Source organism: Streptomyces sp. NPDC091972, assembly GCF_044756385.1.
In the GTDB taxonomy this organism is placed as follows: domain Bacteria; phylum Actinomycetota; class Actinomycetes; order Streptomycetales; family Streptomycetaceae; genus Streptomyces.
This window is the reverse complement of record NZ_JBIVSV010000008.1, coordinates 161,883-178,001: the sequence shown is the minus strand read 5'-3', so window position 1 is coordinate 178,001 and position 16,119 is coordinate 161,883. Positions and strand designations below refer to the sequence as shown.

Below are 16,119 nucleotides of genomic sequence, written 5' to 3'. Positions count from 1 at the left end.
GTCACAAAACCCACACCATCGAGTGAGTTTCGTATGAGATTCATTGGCAGCGGACAGTACCGCATGCCGCCAGATGAAGGAGTGCCGGGAGAGACATTGGCCGGTTAGGTTGCACCCATGAGCGAGGATGTACGACTGGTCGCCTGGGTGCGCGGACGCGTCCAAGGTGTGGGTTTCCGCTGGTTCACGCGTGCCAAGGCCCTGGAGATCGGCGGCCTGAGTGGTTTTGCTCTCAATCTGGACGACGGACGCGTGCAAGTGGTCGCGGAAGGACCGCGCCAGGGCTGCCAGGGACTGCTCGACTGGCTCCTGGGCGACGACACGCCCGGCCGTGTCGACGGTGTCACCGAGATCTGGGACACACCCCGCGGGGGGTACGACGGCTTCGCCATCCGATGAGCGCTTTCGCGAAACGGCCCGGGCGGGTGCGGAGGGACATGCCACCGGCACCTGCCGGAAGCAGAAAGGCGCTGGTGGTTGCCAAGAAGCCCGTGCCGTGGCAGGCTCCCGGGCTAAGAATGATCGTCACGCCCCCGGGGTCCCGAGGGAGCCGCAGCGCCGCCGTTCTCAGGCCGCGCCGGTACGGGTTGCCACCAATACGGGGCGTGATCGTGTTGACCGTCAAACTTTTTGGTGAGACGCTGAAAGCACCCCGCGCACCTTAGCTGTTTGGCATGGATGAACGGCAGCACCAACTGAAGAGTGTCAAGCACCGCGGGTGCGAATCCCTCACGACCCACACCGCATCGGTCGGTCACTCATTGTGGAGGACCATCCATCATGGCAAAGGCGCTTCTCGGTTACGTCGGCGGCTCGGACCCTCGACTCCTCGCCGAGATGCGACGGCTCCAGCAGCGCGTCCAGGACCTGGAATCCGAGCTCGTACGGATCCAGGCGGAGAACGACGCGCTCGCGGCTGCCGCTTCTCACGACAGGATCATGGAGAGCATCGACGCACACCAGGCGGAGCCTGCGCTCACCTGATCACTGCATCGCTCCACGACAGCTCACGCAGTGGTCGGGCGGCCCGTAACAACCGTCGACCCGTATCAACCGCTAAGTTGTCAGAGTTTGCAAGGGACGCTTCGGCGTCCCTTCTTTCTTTCTTGCCCCCGTGCACCCTTTCACTCTCTTAACGTTTGGTGTGCCCTTCACGTTCAAGGGTGAAACCGCGGGAGACAGCGCGTTCATGGAGTGAGACACCCCCGGAAGGTAGAGTCCAGCGCCGTGCACCTCAAGGCCCTGACCCTCCGAGGGTTCAAGTCGTTCGCCTCGGCGACCACGCTCCGGTTCGAGCCGGGGATCACGTGCGTGGTCGGTCCGAACGGCTCGGGCAAGTCCAATGTCGTGGACGCCCTGAGCTGGGTCATGGGCGAACAGGGCGCCAAGTCGCTGCGCGGCGGCAAGATGGAGGACGTCATCTTCGCCGGCACCACCGGCCGCCCGCCGCTGGGCCGCGCCGAGGTGTCCCTGACCATCGACAACTCCGACGGGGCCCTGCCCATCGAGTACGCCGAGGTCACCATCACGCGGATCATGTTCCGCAACGGCGGCAGCGAGTACCAGATCAACGGCGACACCTGCCGACTCCTGGACATCCAGGAACTCCTGTCCGACTCCGGCATCGGCCGCGAGATGCACGTCATCGTCGGCCAGGGCCAGCTCGACTCCGTCCTGCACGCCGACCCGACCGGCCGCCGCGCCTTCATCGAGGAGGCCGCCGGGGTCCTCAAGCACCGCAAGCGCAAGGAGAAGGCGCTGCGCAAGCTGGACGCGATGCAGGCCAACCTCGCGCGCGTGCAGGACCTCACCGACGAACTGCGCCGCCAGCTCAAGCCGCTCGGCCGGCAGGCCGCGGTCGCCCGCCGGGCCGCCGTCATCCAGGCCGACCTGCGGGACGCCCGCCTCCGGCTGCTCGCCGACGACCTCGTGCGACTGCGACAGGCGCTCCAGGCCGAGGTCGCGGACGAGGCCGCGCTGAAGGAGCGCAAGGAGGCCGCCGAGCAGGAGCTGAAGAAGGCCCTCCAGCGCGAGGCGCTGCTGGAGGACGAGGTACGGCAGCTCACGCCCCGGCTCCAGCGCGCCCAGCAGACCTGGTACGAGCTCTCCCAGCTCGCCGAGCGGGTGCGGGGCACGATCTCGCTGGCCGACGCGCGCGTGAAGAGCGCGACCTCGGCGCCGCCCGAGGAACGGCGGGGCCGGGACCCCGAGGACATGGAACGCGAGGCCGCCCGCATCCGCGAGCAGGAGGCCGAGCTGGAGGCCGCCCTGGAGGCGGCGGAGCGTGCTCTGGAGGACACGGTCGCGCACCGCGCCGAACTGGAGCGCGAGCTCGCCCAGGAGGAGCGGCGGCTGAAGGACGTGGCCCGGGCCATCGCCGACCGGCGTGAGGGCCTCGCCCGGCTCAGCGGCCAGGTCAACGCCGCCCGGTCCCGGGCCGCCTCCGCGCAGGCCGAGATCGACCGTCTCGCGGCCGCGCGGGACGAGGCGCAGGAGCGGGCGCTCGCCGCGCAGGAGGAGTACGAGGCGCTGAAGGCCGAGGTCGACGGTCTCGACGCGGGCGACGCGGAACTGGCGGAGCAGCACGAGGCGGCCAAACGACAGCTCGCCGAGGCGGAGGCCGCACTGACGGCTGCCCGGGAGGCGGCCACCGCGGCGGAACGCAGACGCGCGGCGACGCAGGCGAGGCATGAGGCACTGGCGCTGGGGTTGCGGAGGAAGGACGGCACGGGAGCGCTCCTGGGCGCGAAGGACCGCCTCACCGGCTTGCTGGGTCCGGCGGCGGAACTCCTGACGGTGACGCCGGGCCACGAGGTTGCGCTGGCGGCAGCCTTCGGCGCGGCGGCGGACGCCCTCGCGGTGACTTCCCCGTCGGCAGCGGCAGAAGCGATCCGCCTGCTGAGAAAGCAGGACGGCGGCAGAGCGTCACTGCTCCTTGCCGGAGCACCTGACTCACCCAGGGGCGCGGGGGACTGCGCGACCAGCCACGACGGGCCCGCGGACGCCACACACCAGCACGCGGCGGATCTCGTCCGCGCCCCGTCCGACCTGACGCCCGCAGTAAGACGCCTGCTCCACGGCATCGTCGTCGTCAACACCCTTGAAGACGCCGAGGACGTCGTCTACGCCAACCCGCACCTCACCGCCGTCACCGCCGAAGGCGACCTCCTCGGCGCCCACTTCGCCCACGGCGGCTCCGCGGGCGCCCCGAGCCTCCTCGAAGTGCAGGCCTCCGTGGACGAGGCCGCCGCCGAGCTCGAGGAGCTGGCGATCCGCTGCGAGGAGCTCACCGAGGCCCAGCACACCGCCGTAGAGCAGCGCAGGGCGGCGGCCGCGCAGGTCGAGGAGCTGGGGGAGCGCCGTCGGGCCGCCGACCGCGAGAAGTCGGCCGTGGCCCAGCAGCTCGGCCGGCTCGCCGGTCAGGCGAAGGGCGCGGCGGGTGAGGCCGAGCGCTCCACCGCGGCGGCCGCACGGGCGCAGGACGCGTTGGAGAAGGCGCTTGAAGAGGTGGAGGAGCTCGCCGAACGCCTCGCCGTCGCCGAGGAGATGCCGGTCGAGGAGGAGCCCGACACGTCGGTACGGGACCGTCTCGCCGCCGACGGCGCCAACGCCCGCCAGACCGAGATGGAGGCCCGCCTCCAGGTCCGTACCCATGAGGAGCGGGTCAAGGGGCTCTCCGGCCGTGCCGACTCCCTCGACCGCGCCGCCCGCGCGGAACGGGAGGCACGCGCGCGTGCCGAACAGCGGCGGGCCCGGCTCCGGCACGAGGCCGCCGTGGCCGAGGCGGTCGCCTCGGGAGCGCGGCAACTGCTCGCGCACGTCGAGGTGTCCCTCGGGCGCGCGGACGCGGAGCGGACCGCCGCCGAGGCCGCGAAGGCGTTGCGGGAGCGGGAGCTGACCGCCGCGCGGAACACCGGCCGCGATCTCAAGGCCGAGCTCGACAAGCTCACCGACTCCGTCCACCGGGGCGAGGTGCTCGGTGCCGAGAAGCGGATGCGGATCGAGCAGCTGGAGACCAAGGCGCTGGAGGAACTGGGCGTCGAGCCGGCCGGGCTGGTCGAGGAGTACGGCCCCCACCAGCTCGTACCGCCCTCCCCGCCCGCCGAGGGCGAGGAGCTGCCCGAGGACCCGGAGCATCCGCGCAACCAGCCGAAGCAGTTCCACCGGGCCGAGCAGGAGAAGCGGCTCAGGGCGGCCGAGCGGGCGTACCAGCAGCTCGGCAAGGTCAATCCGCTCGCGCTGGAGGAGTTCGCGGCGCTGGAGGAGCGGCACAAGTTCCTGAGTGAGCAGCTGGAGGACCTGAAGAAGACCCGCGCCGACCTGCTCCAGGTGGTCAAGGAGGTCGACGAGCGCGTGGAGCAGGTCTTCACCGAGGCCTACCGGGACACCGCCCGGGAGTTCGAGGGCGTCTTCAGCCGGCTGTTCCCGGGCGGTGAGGGACGGCTGATCCTGACGGACCCCGACAACATGCTCACGACCGGCGTGGACGTCGAGGCGCGTCCGCCGGGCAAGAAGGTCAAGCGGCTCAGCCTGCTCTCGGGTGGCGAGCGGTCCCTCACGGCCGTAGCGTTGCTGGTGTCGATCTTCAAGGCGCGGCCCAGCCCGTTCTACGTGATGGACGAGGTCGAGGCCGCCCTCGACGACACCAACCTCCAGCGGCTGATCCGCATCATGCAGGAGCTGCAAGAGGCCTCGCAGCTCATCGTGATCACGCACCAGAAGCGCACGATGGAGGTCGCCGACGCGCTGTACGGCGTGTCCATGCAGGGCGACGGCGTCTCGAAGGTGATCAGTCAGCGGCTGCGCTAGCTCCTCCGGTTACCCCGTTTCCAACTCTTCACTCCTTGAACTCAACGTCCCCATCAGTTCCTGTTTTCTCACACCGTTCCCGCTGTTGATTTCGGAACTTGAAGGCATAGGGTCTGGAACGTTGTTCTTGCCTTCAGGCAGCGTTGCCGATGGCCTTAGGAGTTGAACGTGACCAGCACAGCGCAGGCGCAGAAGTCAGGAGCCGGACCGGCTCATCCCGATCATCTCGGGCACGTCATCTTCATCGCGGCGGCGGCCGCGATGGGCGGATTCCTCTTCGGTTACGACAGCTCCGTGATCAACGGTGCGGTCGAGGCCATCCGGGACCGCTACGACATCGGCTCCGCGGCCCTGGCGCAGGTCATCGCCATCGCCCTGATCGGCTGCGCGATCGGCGCGGCGACCGCCGGACGCATCGCCGACCGCATCGGCCGCATTCGCTGCATGCAGATCTCGGCCGTCCTCTTCACGGTCAGCGCCGTCGGTTCGGCGCTGCCCTTCGCGCTGTACGACCTGGCGTTCTGGCGGATCGTCGGCGGCTTCGCCATCGGCATGGCCTCGGTCATCGGCCCGGCCTACATCGCCGAGGTCGCCCCGCCGGCCTACCGGGGCCGGCTCGGCTCCTTCCAGCAGGCCGCGATCGTCATCGGCATCGCCATCTCGCAGCTCGTCAACTGGGGCCTGCTGAACGCCGCTGGCGGCGACCAGCGCGGCAAGCTGATGGGCCTGGAGGCCTGGCAGGTCATGCTCGGCGTCATGGTGATCCCGGCCGTCCTCTACGGTCTGCTCTCCTTCGCCATCCCCGAGTCCCCGCGGTTCCTGATCTCTGTCGGCAAGCACGAGCGGGCCCGGGAGATCCTCGCCGAGGTCGAGGGCGACAAGGTCGATCTGGACGCCCGCGTCGGTGAGATCGAGAACGCCATGAAGAGCGAGCACAAGTCGACCTTCAAGGACCTGCTCGGCGGTTCCTTCTTCTTCAAGCCGATCGTCTGGGTCGGCATCGGCCTGTCGGTCTTCCAGCAGTTCGTCGGCATCAACGTCGCGTTCTACTACTCCTCCACGCTGTGGCAGTCGGTCGGCGTCGACCCGACGGACTCGTTCTTCTACTCCTTCACGACGTCGATCATCAACATCGTCGGCACCGTGATCGCGATGATCTTCGTGGACCGCGTCGGCCGCCGCCCGCTCGCCCTGATCGGCTCGGTCGGCATGGTGATCGGCCTCGCGCTGGAGGCCTGGGCGTTCTCCTTCGACCTGGTCGACGGCAAGCTGCCGGCCGCGCAGGGCTGGACCGCCCTGATCGCCGCCCACGTGTTCGTCCTCTTCTTCGCCCTGTCCTGGGGTGTGGTCGTCTGGGTCTTCCTCGGCGAGATGTTCCCGAACCGGATCCGCGCCGCCGCGCTCGGTGTGGCCGCCTCCGCGCAGTGGATCGCCAACTGGGCCATCACCGCGAGCTTCCCGTCGCTGGCCGACTGGAACCTCTCCGCGACCTACGTGATCTACACGGTCTTCGCCGCGCTCTCCATCCCGTTCGTCCTCAAGTACGTCAAGGAGACGAAGGGCAAGAAGCTGGAGGAGATGGGCTGACGGCCCGCCCACGAGCCCGGGGGGAGGGGCCACCACCCCGCTGCCCCTCTCCCCGAACCGTCCGCCGTCCCCGGCCGGGCAACCGCCCAGGCCGGGGGCGGCGGAGCCGTGTACGGGGTCACCGGATGAGGACGCCGCCGCCGATCCCCCCCTTGCGGACCCCACACCGTCGTACGGCCACCGGACACCGCCCGGCTCAGCCGTCCAGTGCCGGGATCACCCGCTCCGCGAACAGCCGCAGGCTCCGCCAGCCCTCCTCCACCGGCATCCCGCCCGCCAGCGGATGCAGGACGAGGTTGTCGAGCCCCAGCTCCACGCACTCCTCGGGCGTGAGGATCCGGTACACGCCCTCCGCGCGCAGCTCCTCCACGCTCGTGGCCGCCGAGCGCACCGCCGAGCGGATGTCACCGGACTGCCAGGAGGCGTACGTCCGGGCCTCGTGCAGGAAGTGCTCCCCGTGCCGGTCCCACACCTCGTCCGGGTCCTCGGCGATGTGCAGCAACGGTGTCTCGGCCGTCGGCATCATGGTCCAGCCCTCGGTGCCGTACTCGACGAGCCGTTCCTTGTAGTACGCCTCCAGCTCCGGCAGGTGCGCGCTGGGGAAGAACGGCAGGCCGAGGCGGGCGGCCCGGCGGGCGGCCGCCTCGGAGGAACCGCCGACCAGGAGGAGGGGGTGCGGGTCGGTGAGCGGGCGCGGGGTGATCCGTACCGTACGACCCCGGTACTCGAACTCCTCGCCGGTCCAGGCCTTGAGGAGGGTCTCCAGGAGCTCGTCCTGGATCCGCCCCCGGCGCCGCCACTCCACGTCGAACAGGGCGTACTCCTCGGGGCGGTACCCGATCCCGGCGACCGTCACCAGCCGGCCGCCGCTCAGCAGGTCCAGTACGGCGATCTCCTCGGCCAGGCGGAGCGGGTCGTGCAGCGGGCCGATCACGGCGGAGACGGTGACCGCGATCCTGCGGGTCGCGCCGAACACCGCGCCCGCGAAGGCGAACGGCGAGGGCAGCCAGTTGTTGTCGACGCCGTGGTGCTCCTCGGTCTGCACGGTGGTGATGCCGTGCTCGTCGGCGTACGCGGCCATGTCCAGGGCGGCCCGGTAGCGGGCACTGAGGGAGGCGGGCGTCGCGCCGGGCTCGACGAGGTTGAAACGGACGACCGTGACGGGCATGGGGGTCCCCCTTCACCGGGCGGGTGGTGGCGGGGACGGTAGCTGACACCGCGTCAGATTGCCATGGGGTGGCACGCGCGGGCGGGGGAGGTGCGGGACGGGGACCGCCCACAGCTCGGGTCGGTCCGGCATATCCGGTGAAAAGGGATTTCAGTGGCTCGCTCCTCCGAGTGCGGCGGCGCGGTCGCTCCCGGGAGGGCGGGATGGATACTGGACGGGTTATGGAAACCGTCATCCTTGCTGTAGTCATCGCCGTGGTCGTGCTCGGTGTGCTCGGCGGGCTCGTCGTCGGCAGCCGGCGCAAGAAGCCGCTGCCCCCGCCGCCTCCCGCCGCGCCCGACATCACCGCCCCTCCGGCCGAGCCGCACGTCGGCGACGAGGCCGAGACGCCGCGCGACGAAGCGCGCCGGACCATCGAGGAGGTGGATCTCCCGGACGGCTCCGCGCCGCCCGTCACCGAAGAGCTCCCGGCGGCGGCCGGGATCGAGATCCCCGAGCCCACCGCCGGACGCCTGGTCCGGCTGCGCGCCCGGCTCTCCCGCTCGCAGAACGCGCTCGGCAAGGGGCTGCTCACGCTCCTGTCGCGCGAGCACCTCGACGACGACACCTGGGAGGAGATCGAGGACATCCTCCTCACTGCCGACGTCGGCGTGGCCCCCACCCAGGAGCTGGTCGACGGGCTGCGCGAGCGGGTGAAGGTGCTCGGCACCCGGACCCCCGACGAACTGCGCGGACTGCTGCGCGAGGAGCTGCTCAAGCTGGTCGGCACCGAGGTCGACCGCACGGTGCGGACCGAGCCGGAGGGCCGCAGGCCCGGCATCGTGATGGTCGTCGGGGTCAACGGCACCGGCAAGACCACCACCACCGGCAAGCTCGCCCGGGTGCTCGTGGCCGACGGGCGGACCGTCGTGCTCGGCGCCGCCGACACCTTCCGCGCCGCCGCCGCCGACCAGCTCCAGACCTGGGGCGAGCGGGTGGGTGCCCACACCGTGCGCGGGCCGGAGGCCGGTGACCCCGCCTCCGTCGCCTTCGACGCGGTGAAGGAGGGCAAGGAGATGGGGGTCGACGTGGTCCTCATCGACACCGCGGGGCGCCTGCACACCAAGACCGGCCTCATGGACGAGCTCGGCAAGGTCAAGCGGGTCGTCGAGAAGCACGCCCCGCTGGACGAGGTGCTGCTCGTGCTGGACGCCACGACGGGACAGAACGGCCTGGTGCAGGCCCGCGTCTTCGCCGAGGTCGTCGACATCACCGGCATCGTCCTGACCAAGCTGGACGGCACGGCCAAGGGCGGCATCGTGGTCGCCGTCCAGCGCGAACTGGGCGTACCGGTCAAGCTGATCGGCCTCGGCGAGGGCGCCGACGACCTGGCGCCGTTCGAGCCGGAGGCGTTCGTGGACGCCCTGATCGGGGAGTAGTCCCGCCCGTCCCAGCCGCCGGCGCACGCGAAGAAGCGCCCGCCCCCGAGGTGCAGTCGGGAGCGGGCGCTTCGCTGTGTACGGCTATGCGCGCGACCGGTGCGCCACGTACGCCAGCGTCCCCAGCAGCAGGCGGGCCGCCGGCGGTTTCGTCGCCGCGTCCAGGGAAGGCGGCCGCAGCCACCGCACCGGCCCCAGGCCGCCCCGGTCCGACGGCGGAGCCGTGATGTACGCGCCCGGGCCCAGGCCGCGCAGGTCGAGGGAGGCGGCGTCGTCCCAGCCCATGCGGTAGAGGAGTTCGGCCAGGTCCACCGCGGCGCCGGGGGCGACGAAGAACTGGGCGCGGCCCTCCGGGGTCGCGGTCACCGGGCCGAGCGGCAGACCCATGCGCTCCAGGCGGACCAGGGCGCGGCGCCCGGCCGGCTCGGCGACCTCGATGACGTCGAAGGCGCGGCCGACCGGCAGCATCACCGCGGCACCGGGGAACTCGGACCACGCCTTGGTCACGTCGTCGAGCGTGGCTCCGGCCGGGACCGGGGGCGCGAAGTCGAGGGGGTGGGCGCCGGGCCGGAGGCAGTCCGCGCGGCCGCAGGAGCAGGCGCCGGCCGAGGCCCGCGCGCCCGGGACGACGTCCCAGCCCCAGAGTCCGGTGAACTCGGCGACGGCGGTGCACTCCGAGGAGCGGCCGCGCCTGCGTGTACCGGAACGGATCTCCCGAATGCCGCCGATCGTGAAGCCCATGCCCCCTCCAACGGGTCCAGCGCGCCGGTGGTTACGCGGCGGACGCGCTCCGTCACTCTCCGTTTCCCCTTCCGGGCGACGGCGGCGCCCGGATGTGTCCTGGGTCGTGCGTCGAGGTTCGCGCGCCCCCGAGTGCACCGCTCCGCCCACCCCGCTCGGTCTATGTCAAGTGAATCGTGTGGAGGCGACCGTGAGTTCATTCGAAGGGGTGGCGAATGGTGGCGTTTCCGGGATCGCCATGGCTGGACGCGTGATCGTAGGATTACTTTGAGTGCACGAGTCCTGGGGGCACATGCACTTGTGGGTATGCCGGAGGCAAGTCGGTTCCCCGTTCGAAGGCTGACAACCGCCGGACGGACGGCCGTATTTACCGGCATTCTGATAGGGCTTGGCGCACTCGGCGACAAGTGGTCTCAGGGATGGGGGCGTTCCAGTGGGCGGCAACAGCGGAAGCGGGACGGGCGCCGGGAGCGCTGCGCAGGCCGAGAAGCGCCCGAACGAACTGCTCACCTCCTGGTTCGTCCGCAGCGGCTGGTCGAAGGGCGAGCTCGCCCGCCAGGTCAACCGCAGGGCCCGGCAGTTGGGGGCCAACCACATCTCCACCGACACCTCGCGGGTGCGTCGCTGGCTGGACGGCGAGAACCCCCGCGAACCCATCCCCAGAATCCTGTCCGAGCTGTTCTCCGAGCGGTTCGGCTGCGTCGTCTCCGTCGAGGACCTCGGACTGCGCGCCGCCCGCCAGTCGCCGTCCACGACCGGGGTCGACCTGCCCTGGACGGGCCCGCAGACCGTGGCCCTGCTCAGCGAGTTCTCGCGCAGCGACCTCATGCTGGCGCGGCGCGGCTTCCTCGGGAGCTCGCTGGCCCTGTCCGCGGGTCCGTCCCTCATCGAGCCCATGCAGCGCTGGCTGGTCCCCGGCCCCGCCGCCACCCCGCAGCGGGAGCCCGACCCGGCCGCCTCCCGCCGTGTCGGCCGGCTCTCCAAACCGGAGCTCGACCTCCTCGAGTCCACGACCGTCATGTTCCGCCAGTGGGACGCCCAGTGCGGCGGCGGACTGCGCCGCAAGGCGGTCGTGGGACAACTGCACGAGGTGACGGACCTCCTCCAGGAGCCCCAGCCCGAGACCACCACCCGCAAGCTGTTCAAGGTCGCCGCCGAACTGGCCGAGCTCGCGGGCTGGATGTCGTACGACGTGGGGCTCCAGCCCACCGCCCAGAAGTACTTCGTGCTCGCCCTGCACGCCGCCAAGGAGGCCGGCGACAAGCCGCTCGGCTCGTACGTCCTGTCCAGCATGAGCCGCCAGATGATCCACCTCGGCCGGCCCGAGGACGCCCTGGAGCTGATCCACCTCGCGCAGTACGGCAGCCGGGACTGCGCGAGCCCGCGCACCCAGTCGATGCTGTATGCGATGGAGGCCCGCGCGTACGCCAACATGGGCCAGCCCGGCAAGTGCAAGCGGGCCGTCCGGATGGCCGAGGACACCTTCGCGGAGGCCGACGAGTGGGACGAGCCGGACCCCGACTGGATCCGCTTCTTCTCCGAGGCCGAGCTGTACGGCGAGAACTCCCACTCCTACCGCGACCTCGCCTACGTCGCCGGCCGCAGCCCGGCCTACGCCTCCCTGGCCGAGCCCCTCATGCAGCGGGCGGTGGAGCTGTTCTCCGACGACGGCGAGCACCAGCGGTCGTACGCACTCAATCTCGTCGGCATGGCCACCGTGCACCTGCTGCGGCGCGAGCCCGAGCAGAGCACCGTCCTGGTGGAACAGGCCATGCACATCGCCAAGAAGGTGCGCTCCGAGCGCGTGAACACTCGTATTCGAAAGACGGTCGACACGGCCGTACGCGATTTCGGTGATCTCGCCGAGGTCGTGGATCTCACCGACAAGCTCGCCGTGGAACTCCCGGAGACCGCGGAAGCCGTCTGAATCCCCTGAACCCCGGCCGCGGCCGGCCCTCCCGAACTGCCCGACTCGGCTCCCCCATGCCAGGTCGTCGGAAGGCCGACCGCGGCCGGTTTCTTTCCTTCTCCGAAGGTTGCGCCACGATAACGATCGACGCGGGCGGAATCCGCCAGTTCATCGACGCGTAACACACCAGGTGTCTTCGTCACGGCGGCGAAACAACGAGGGGCTTCCACCGAAACCGCGCTGCGCCAATCTCATGGCGCATAACCGGCCCACCCCTCAATCCGCTCTGGCTTCGCCCGCACGGGGCCGTACCTACGACGAGGAGACGCCGATGGCACCAGCCATCACGCTCGCCGCAGACAAGCTGTCTGTGGCGAACACAGGCTTCATGTTGATCTGTTCCGCCCTGGTGCTGATCATGACCCCGGGTCTTGCCTTCTTCTACGGAGGCATGGTCCGCGTCAAGAGCACCCTCAACATGCTGATGATGAGCTTCATCAGCATGGGTATCGTCACCATCCTGTGGGTGCTGTACGGCTTCTCCATGGCGTTCGGTACGGACCACGGCTCGCTCATCGGCTGGGAATCCGACTTCTTCGGATGGACCGGCATCGACAAGGGCGACATCTGGTCCGGGTACACGATCCCGGTCCTCGCCTTCGCCGTCTTCCAGATGATGTTCGCGATCATCACGCCCGCACTGATAAGCGGTGCGATCGCCGACCGCGTGAAGTTCTCCGCCTGGGCGCTCTTCGTCGTGCTGTGGGCGACGGTCGTCTACTTCCCGGTCGCCCACTGGGTCTGGGGCACCGGCGGCTGGGCCTTCGAGCTCGGTGTGATCGACTTCGCCGGTGGTACCGCGGTCCACATCAACGCGGGCGCCGCGGCGCTCGGTGTCATCCTGGTCATCGGCAAGCGCGTCGGCTTCAAGAGGGACCCGATGCGACCGCACAGCCTCCCGCTGGTCATGCTCGGCGCCGGTCTGCTGTGGTTCGGCTGGTTCGGCTTCAACGCCGGCTCGTGGCTCGGCAACGACGACGGCGTCGGCTCCCTGATGTTCGTCAACACCCAGATCGCCACCGCGGCCGCCATGCTGGGCTGGCTCCTCTACGAGAAGATCCGCCACGGCGCGTTCACCACCCTCGGTGCCGCCTCCGGCGCGGTCGCCGGTCTGGTCGCCATCACCCCCTCCGGTGGTGCGGTCACCCCGGTCGGCGCGATCTGCGTGGGCGTCATCGCCGGTGTCCTGTGCGCCATGGCGGTCGGCCTGAAGTACAAGTTCGGCTACGACGACTCCCTGGACGTCGTCGGCGTCCACATGGTCGGCGGTGTCATCGGCTCCCTGCTGATCGGCTTCTTCGCCAGCGGCACCGGCCAGTCGGACGTCAAGGGCCTCTTCTACGGCGGCAACGCGGACCAGCTCTGGAAGCAGTGCGCCGGTGTCTTCGCGGTCCTCGCCTACTCCCTCATCGCCTCCGCGATCCTCGCCTTCCTCCTCGACAAGACCATCGGTATGCGGGTCAGTGAGGACGAGGAGATCTCCGGCATCGACCAGGCCGAGCACGCCGAGACCGCATACGACTTCAGCGGTGCCGGTGGCGGCGCCGCCCGGACCTCCGTCACGGCCCCGGTCGCCGACGCGGGCAAGAAGGTGGACGCATGAAGCTCATCACCGCCGTCGTCAAGCCGCACCGGCTCGACGAGATCAAGGAAGCCCTCCAGGCCTTCGGGGTGCACGGTCTGACGGTCACCGAGGCGAGCGGTTACGGTCGTCAGCGGGGCCACACCGAGGTCTACCGCGGTGCCGAGTACACCGTGGACCTGGTCCCGAAGATCCGCATCGAGGTCCTCGCCGAGGACGACGACGCCGAACAGCTGATCGACGTCATCGTCAAGGCGGCCCGTACCGGCAAGATCGGTGACGGCAAGGTCTGGTCCCTGCCGGTCGAGACCGCCGTACGGGTCCGGACGGGCGAGCGCGGCCCGGACGCGCTCTGACCGGAGAACAGAACAGGAGCTGCTGGGTGACGAGCACGAACGTGCGCAAGGATGCAGAGGACTCGGGACCCAGCGGCTACGCGGCGGCCCGGCTGCGCCTCCTCCAGGAGGGGGCGCGGTCCGGGCCGCCGCGCCGTTCCGCCCTCGCCGAACTGACCGACGACTGGCTCTCGGGGCTGTTCACCGCGGGCGCCGAGCAACTGCGCGGAGTCTCCCTGATCGCCGTCGGCGGTTACGGCCGCGGTGAGCTGTCGCCCCGCAGCGACCTGGACCTGGTCCTGCTGCACGACGGCGGCGACCCGGGCGCGGTGGCCGCCCTCGCCGACCGCATCTGGTACCCGGTGTGGGACCTGGGCCTCGCCCTCGACCACTCCGTGCGCACGCCCGCGGAGGCCCGCAAGACGGCCGCGGAGGACCTGAAGGTCCAGCTCGGCCTTCTCGACGCCCGGCACATCGCCGGTGACCTGGGACTGACGGCGGGCCTGCGGACAGCGGTCCTCGCCGACTGGCGCAACCAGGCGCCCAAGCGCCTGCCCGAGCTCCAGGAACTGTGTGCCGAGCGCGCCGAACGCCAGGGCGAGCTCCAGTACCTCCTCGAACCCGACCTCAAGGAGGCCCGCGGCGGACTCCGGGACGCCACCGCCCTGCGTGCCGTCGCCGCCTCCTGGCTGGCCGACGCCCCGCGCGAGGGCCTCGACGACGCCCGGCGCCGGCTGCTCGACGTCCGGGACGCCCTGCACCTCACCACGGGCCGCGCCACCGACCGGCTCGCCCTCCAGGAACAGGACCAGGTCGCCGCCGAACTCGGACTCCTGGACGCCGACACCCTGCTGCGCCAGGTCTACGAGGCCGCCCGGGTCATCTCGTACGCCAGTGACGTCACCTGGCGCGAGGTGGGGCGCGTGCTCAAGTCGCGTGCCGTGCGGCCCCGTCTGCGCGCCATGCTCGGCGGCGGCAAGCAGGTCGCCGAGCGGTCGCCGCTGGCGGAGGGCGTCGTGGAACAGGACGGCGAGGTGGTGCTCGCCCGTGCCGCCCGCCCCGACCGGGACCCGGTGCTCCCGCTGCGGGCCGCGGCCGCCGCCGCCCAGGCCGGACTGCCGCTCTCCCTGCACGCCGTGCGGCGCATGGCGGCCGGAGTGCGCCCGCTGCCCACGCCCTGGCCCGCCGAGGCCCGGGAACAGCTCGTCACCCTGCTCGGCTCGGGCCGGCCCACCATCGAGGTGTGGGAGGCGCTGGAGGCCGAGGGGCTGATCACCCGGATGCTGCCCGACTGGGAGCGCGTGCGCTGCCGCCCCCAGCGCAACGCCGTGCACATCTGGACCGTCGACCGGCACCTGATCGAGACGGCCGTGCGCGCCTCGGAGTTCACCCGGCGCGTCCACCGCCCCGACCTCCTCCTGGTCGCCGCGCTGCTGCACGACATCGGCAAGGGCTGGCCCGGCGACCACTCGGTGGCCGGCGAGATCATCGCGAAGGACGTCGCCGCGCGCATCGGCTTCGACCGTGACGACGTCGCCGTCCTCTCGACGCTCGTACGGCACCACCTGCTCCTCGTGGACACCGCGACCCGGCGTGACCTGGAGGACCCGGCCACCGTGCGGTCGGTCGCCGAGGCGGTCGGGTCGCAGGGCACCCTGGAGCTGCTGCACGCGCTGACCGAGGCCGACGCCCTGGCCACCGGACCGGCCGCCTGGTCGTCCTGGCGGGGCTCGCTCGTCGCCGACCTGGTCAAACGGGTGGCCGCGGTGCTCGCCGGGGACGACCTCGACCGGCCCGAGGCGGCCGCGCCCACTGCCGAGCAGGAGCGGCTCGCCATCGAGGCGCTCGCCACCGGAGGTCCGGTGCTGTCCCTGCGCGCCCAGACCGAGCCGCCCGTGGACGCCCAGCCCTCGGACGACCCGGAACCGCTCGGCGTGGAGCTCGTGATCGCCGTACCGGACCAGCCGGGTGTGCTGCCCGCGGTCGCCGGGGTGCTGGCCGTGCACCGGCTCACCGTCCGTACCGCCGAGCTGAGCGCCCAGGACCTGCCCGACGGGGTCGAGGGTTCCGTGCTCCTGCTGAACTGGCGGGTCGCCGCCCAGTACGGCTCGCTGCCCCAGGCGGCCCGCCTGCGCGCCGATCTCGTACGGGCCCTGGACGGCTCGCTGGACGTCGCCGGGCGCCTCGCCGAGCGGGACGCCGCCTATCCGCGGCGCCGGGGTGTCCTCGCGCCTCCCGCGCGCGTGACGGTCGCCCCGGCCGCCTCCCGGCACGCCACGGTGATCGAGGTGCGCGCCCAGGACGCCCCCGGACTGCTGTTCCGCATCGGACGCGCGCTGGAGGACGCCGGGGTGCGGATGCGCAGCGCCCACGTGTCGACGCTGGGCGCCAACGCCGTGGACGCCTTCTACGTCACCGACGGCAAGGGCGTCCCGCTCGGGGCCGGAGAAGCGGCTTCCGTGGCCCGGAAGCTGGAGGAGACCCTGCGGGCCTGACCGGGGGATCCCGGC

General features: G+C 71.1%; 11 protein-coding genes. 9 read left to right on the top strand and 2 right to left on the bottom strand.

The features are described from left to right. The first annotated feature begins 117 nt into the window (after window positions 1-117). The 4 genes from ACIQJT_RS24605 to ACIQJT_RS24590 all read left to right on the top strand — a co-directional run bounded on the left by ACIQJT_RS24605 (window position 118) and on the right by ACIQJT_RS24590 (window position 6,396). Complete coding sequence (locus ACIQJT_RS24605) at window positions 118-399, top strand: acylphosphatase (RefSeq protein WP_053848536.1); 282 nt, start codon at window positions 118-120, stop codon at window positions 397-399. 381 nt (window positions 400-780) lie between these two features. Then, window positions 781-984 (top strand): hypothetical protein, encoded by a 204-nt coding sequence (locus tag ACIQJT_RS24600; protein ID WP_016432419.1) that lies wholly within the window; start codon window positions 781-783, stop codon window positions 982-984. 243 nt (window positions 985-1,227) lie between these two features. Continuing rightward, complete coding sequence (gene smc, locus ACIQJT_RS24595; protein ID WP_402646786.1) at window positions 1,228-4,809, top strand: chromosome segregation protein SMC; 3,582 nt, start codon at window positions 1,228-1,230, stop codon at window positions 4,807-4,809. A gap of 168 nt (window positions 4,810-4,977) precedes the next feature. After that, window positions 4,978-6,396 (top strand): sugar porter family MFS transporter, encoded by a 1,419-nt coding sequence (locus ACIQJT_RS24590; protein ID WP_402646783.1) that lies wholly within the window; start codon window positions 4,978-4,980, stop codon window positions 6,394-6,396. A 196-nt stretch (window positions 6,397-6,592) separates the two neighbouring features. Here the strand turns inward: ACIQJT_RS24590 and ACIQJT_RS24585 are convergent, their stop codons facing one another. Then, window positions 6,593-7,564: an LLM class flavin-dependent oxidoreductase gene (locus ACIQJT_RS24585; protein WP_402646781.1), complete on the bottom strand. Its 972-nt coding sequence runs from the start codon at window positions 7,562-7,564 to the stop codon at window positions 6,593-6,595. 221 nt (window positions 7,565-7,785) lie between these two features. Between ACIQJT_RS24585 and ftsY the strand changes: the two genes are divergently transcribed. After that, a complete protein-coding gene (ftsY, locus tag ACIQJT_RS24580; RefSeq protein WP_053848468.1) occupies window positions 7,786-8,982 on the top strand; it encodes a signal recognition particle-docking protein FtsY in 1,197 nt (398 codons plus the stop codon). An 84-nt stretch (window positions 8,983-9,066) separates the two neighbouring features. Here ftsY and ACIQJT_RS24575 read toward each other — a convergent pair whose 3' ends face one another. Beyond that, complete coding sequence (locus ACIQJT_RS24575; RefSeq protein WP_365460572.1) at window positions 9,067-9,723, bottom strand: bifunctional DNA primase/polymerase; 657 nt, start codon at window positions 9,721-9,723, stop codon at window positions 9,067-9,069. 433 nt (window positions 9,724-10,156) lie between these two features. Between ACIQJT_RS24575 and ACIQJT_RS24570 the strand changes: the two genes are divergently transcribed. The 4 genes from ACIQJT_RS24570 (at window position 10,157) to ACIQJT_RS24555 (ending at window position 16,104) form a co-directional block, all read left to right on the top strand. Continuing rightward, on the top strand, window positions 10,157-11,650 hold the full coding sequence (locus ACIQJT_RS24570; RefSeq protein ID WP_365460576.1) for a hypothetical protein: 1,494 nt from the start codon (window positions 10,157-10,159) through the stop codon (window positions 11,648-11,650). A gap of 313 nt (window positions 11,651-11,963) precedes the next feature. Continuing rightward, on the top strand, window positions 11,964-13,295 hold the full coding sequence (locus ACIQJT_RS24565) for an ammonium transporter (protein ID WP_365460579.1): 1,332 nt from the start codon (window positions 11,964-11,966) through the stop codon (window positions 13,293-13,295). Then, on the top strand, window positions 13,292-13,630 hold the full coding sequence (locus ACIQJT_RS24560) for a P-II family nitrogen regulator (RefSeq protein WP_003997576.1): 339 nt from the start codon (window positions 13,292-13,294) through the stop codon (window positions 13,628-13,630). Before ACIQJT_RS24565 ends, ACIQJT_RS24560 begins: the two co-directional genes overlap by 4 nt. Window positions 13,631-13,656: 26 nt before the next feature. Then, window positions 13,657-16,104, top strand: a complete 2,448-nt coding sequence (locus tag ACIQJT_RS24555) for a [protein-PII] uridylyltransferase (RefSeq protein ID WP_402646775.1) — start codon at window positions 13,657-13,659, stop codon at window positions 16,102-16,104. The last annotated feature ends 15 nt before the right edge of the window (window positions 16,105-16,119 follow it).

What these genes read in the sequence shown, in the direction of transcription:
- ACIQJT_RS24605 (WP_053848536.1), top strand. Translation starts at nt 118, where the DNA reads ATGAGCGAGGATGTACGACTGGTCGCCTGGGTGCGCGGACGCGTCCAA.
- ACIQJT_RS24600 (WP_016432419.1), top strand. Translation starts at nt 781, where the DNA reads ATGGCAAAGGCGCTTCTCGGTTACGTCGGCGGCTCGGACCCTCGACTC.
- ACIQJT_RS24585 (WP_402646781.1), bottom strand. Translation starts at nt 7,564, where the DNA reads ATGCCCGTCACGGTCGTCCGTTTCAACCTCGTCGAGCCCGGCGCGACG.
- ftsY (WP_053848468.1), top strand. Translation starts at nt 7,786, where the DNA reads ATGGAAACCGTCATCCTTGCTGTAGTCATCGCCGTGGTCGTGCTCGGT.
- ACIQJT_RS24575 (WP_365460572.1), bottom strand. Translation starts at nt 9,723, where the DNA reads ATGGGCTTCACGATCGGCGGCATTCGGGAGATCCGTTCCGGTACACGC.
- ACIQJT_RS24565 (WP_365460579.1), top strand. Translation starts at nt 11,964, where the DNA reads ATGGCACCAGCCATCACGCTCGCCGCAGACAAGCTGTCTGTGGCGAAC.
- ACIQJT_RS24560 (WP_003997576.1), top strand. Translation starts at nt 13,292, where the DNA reads ATGAAGCTCATCACCGCCGTCGTCAAGCCGCACCGGCTCGACGAGATC.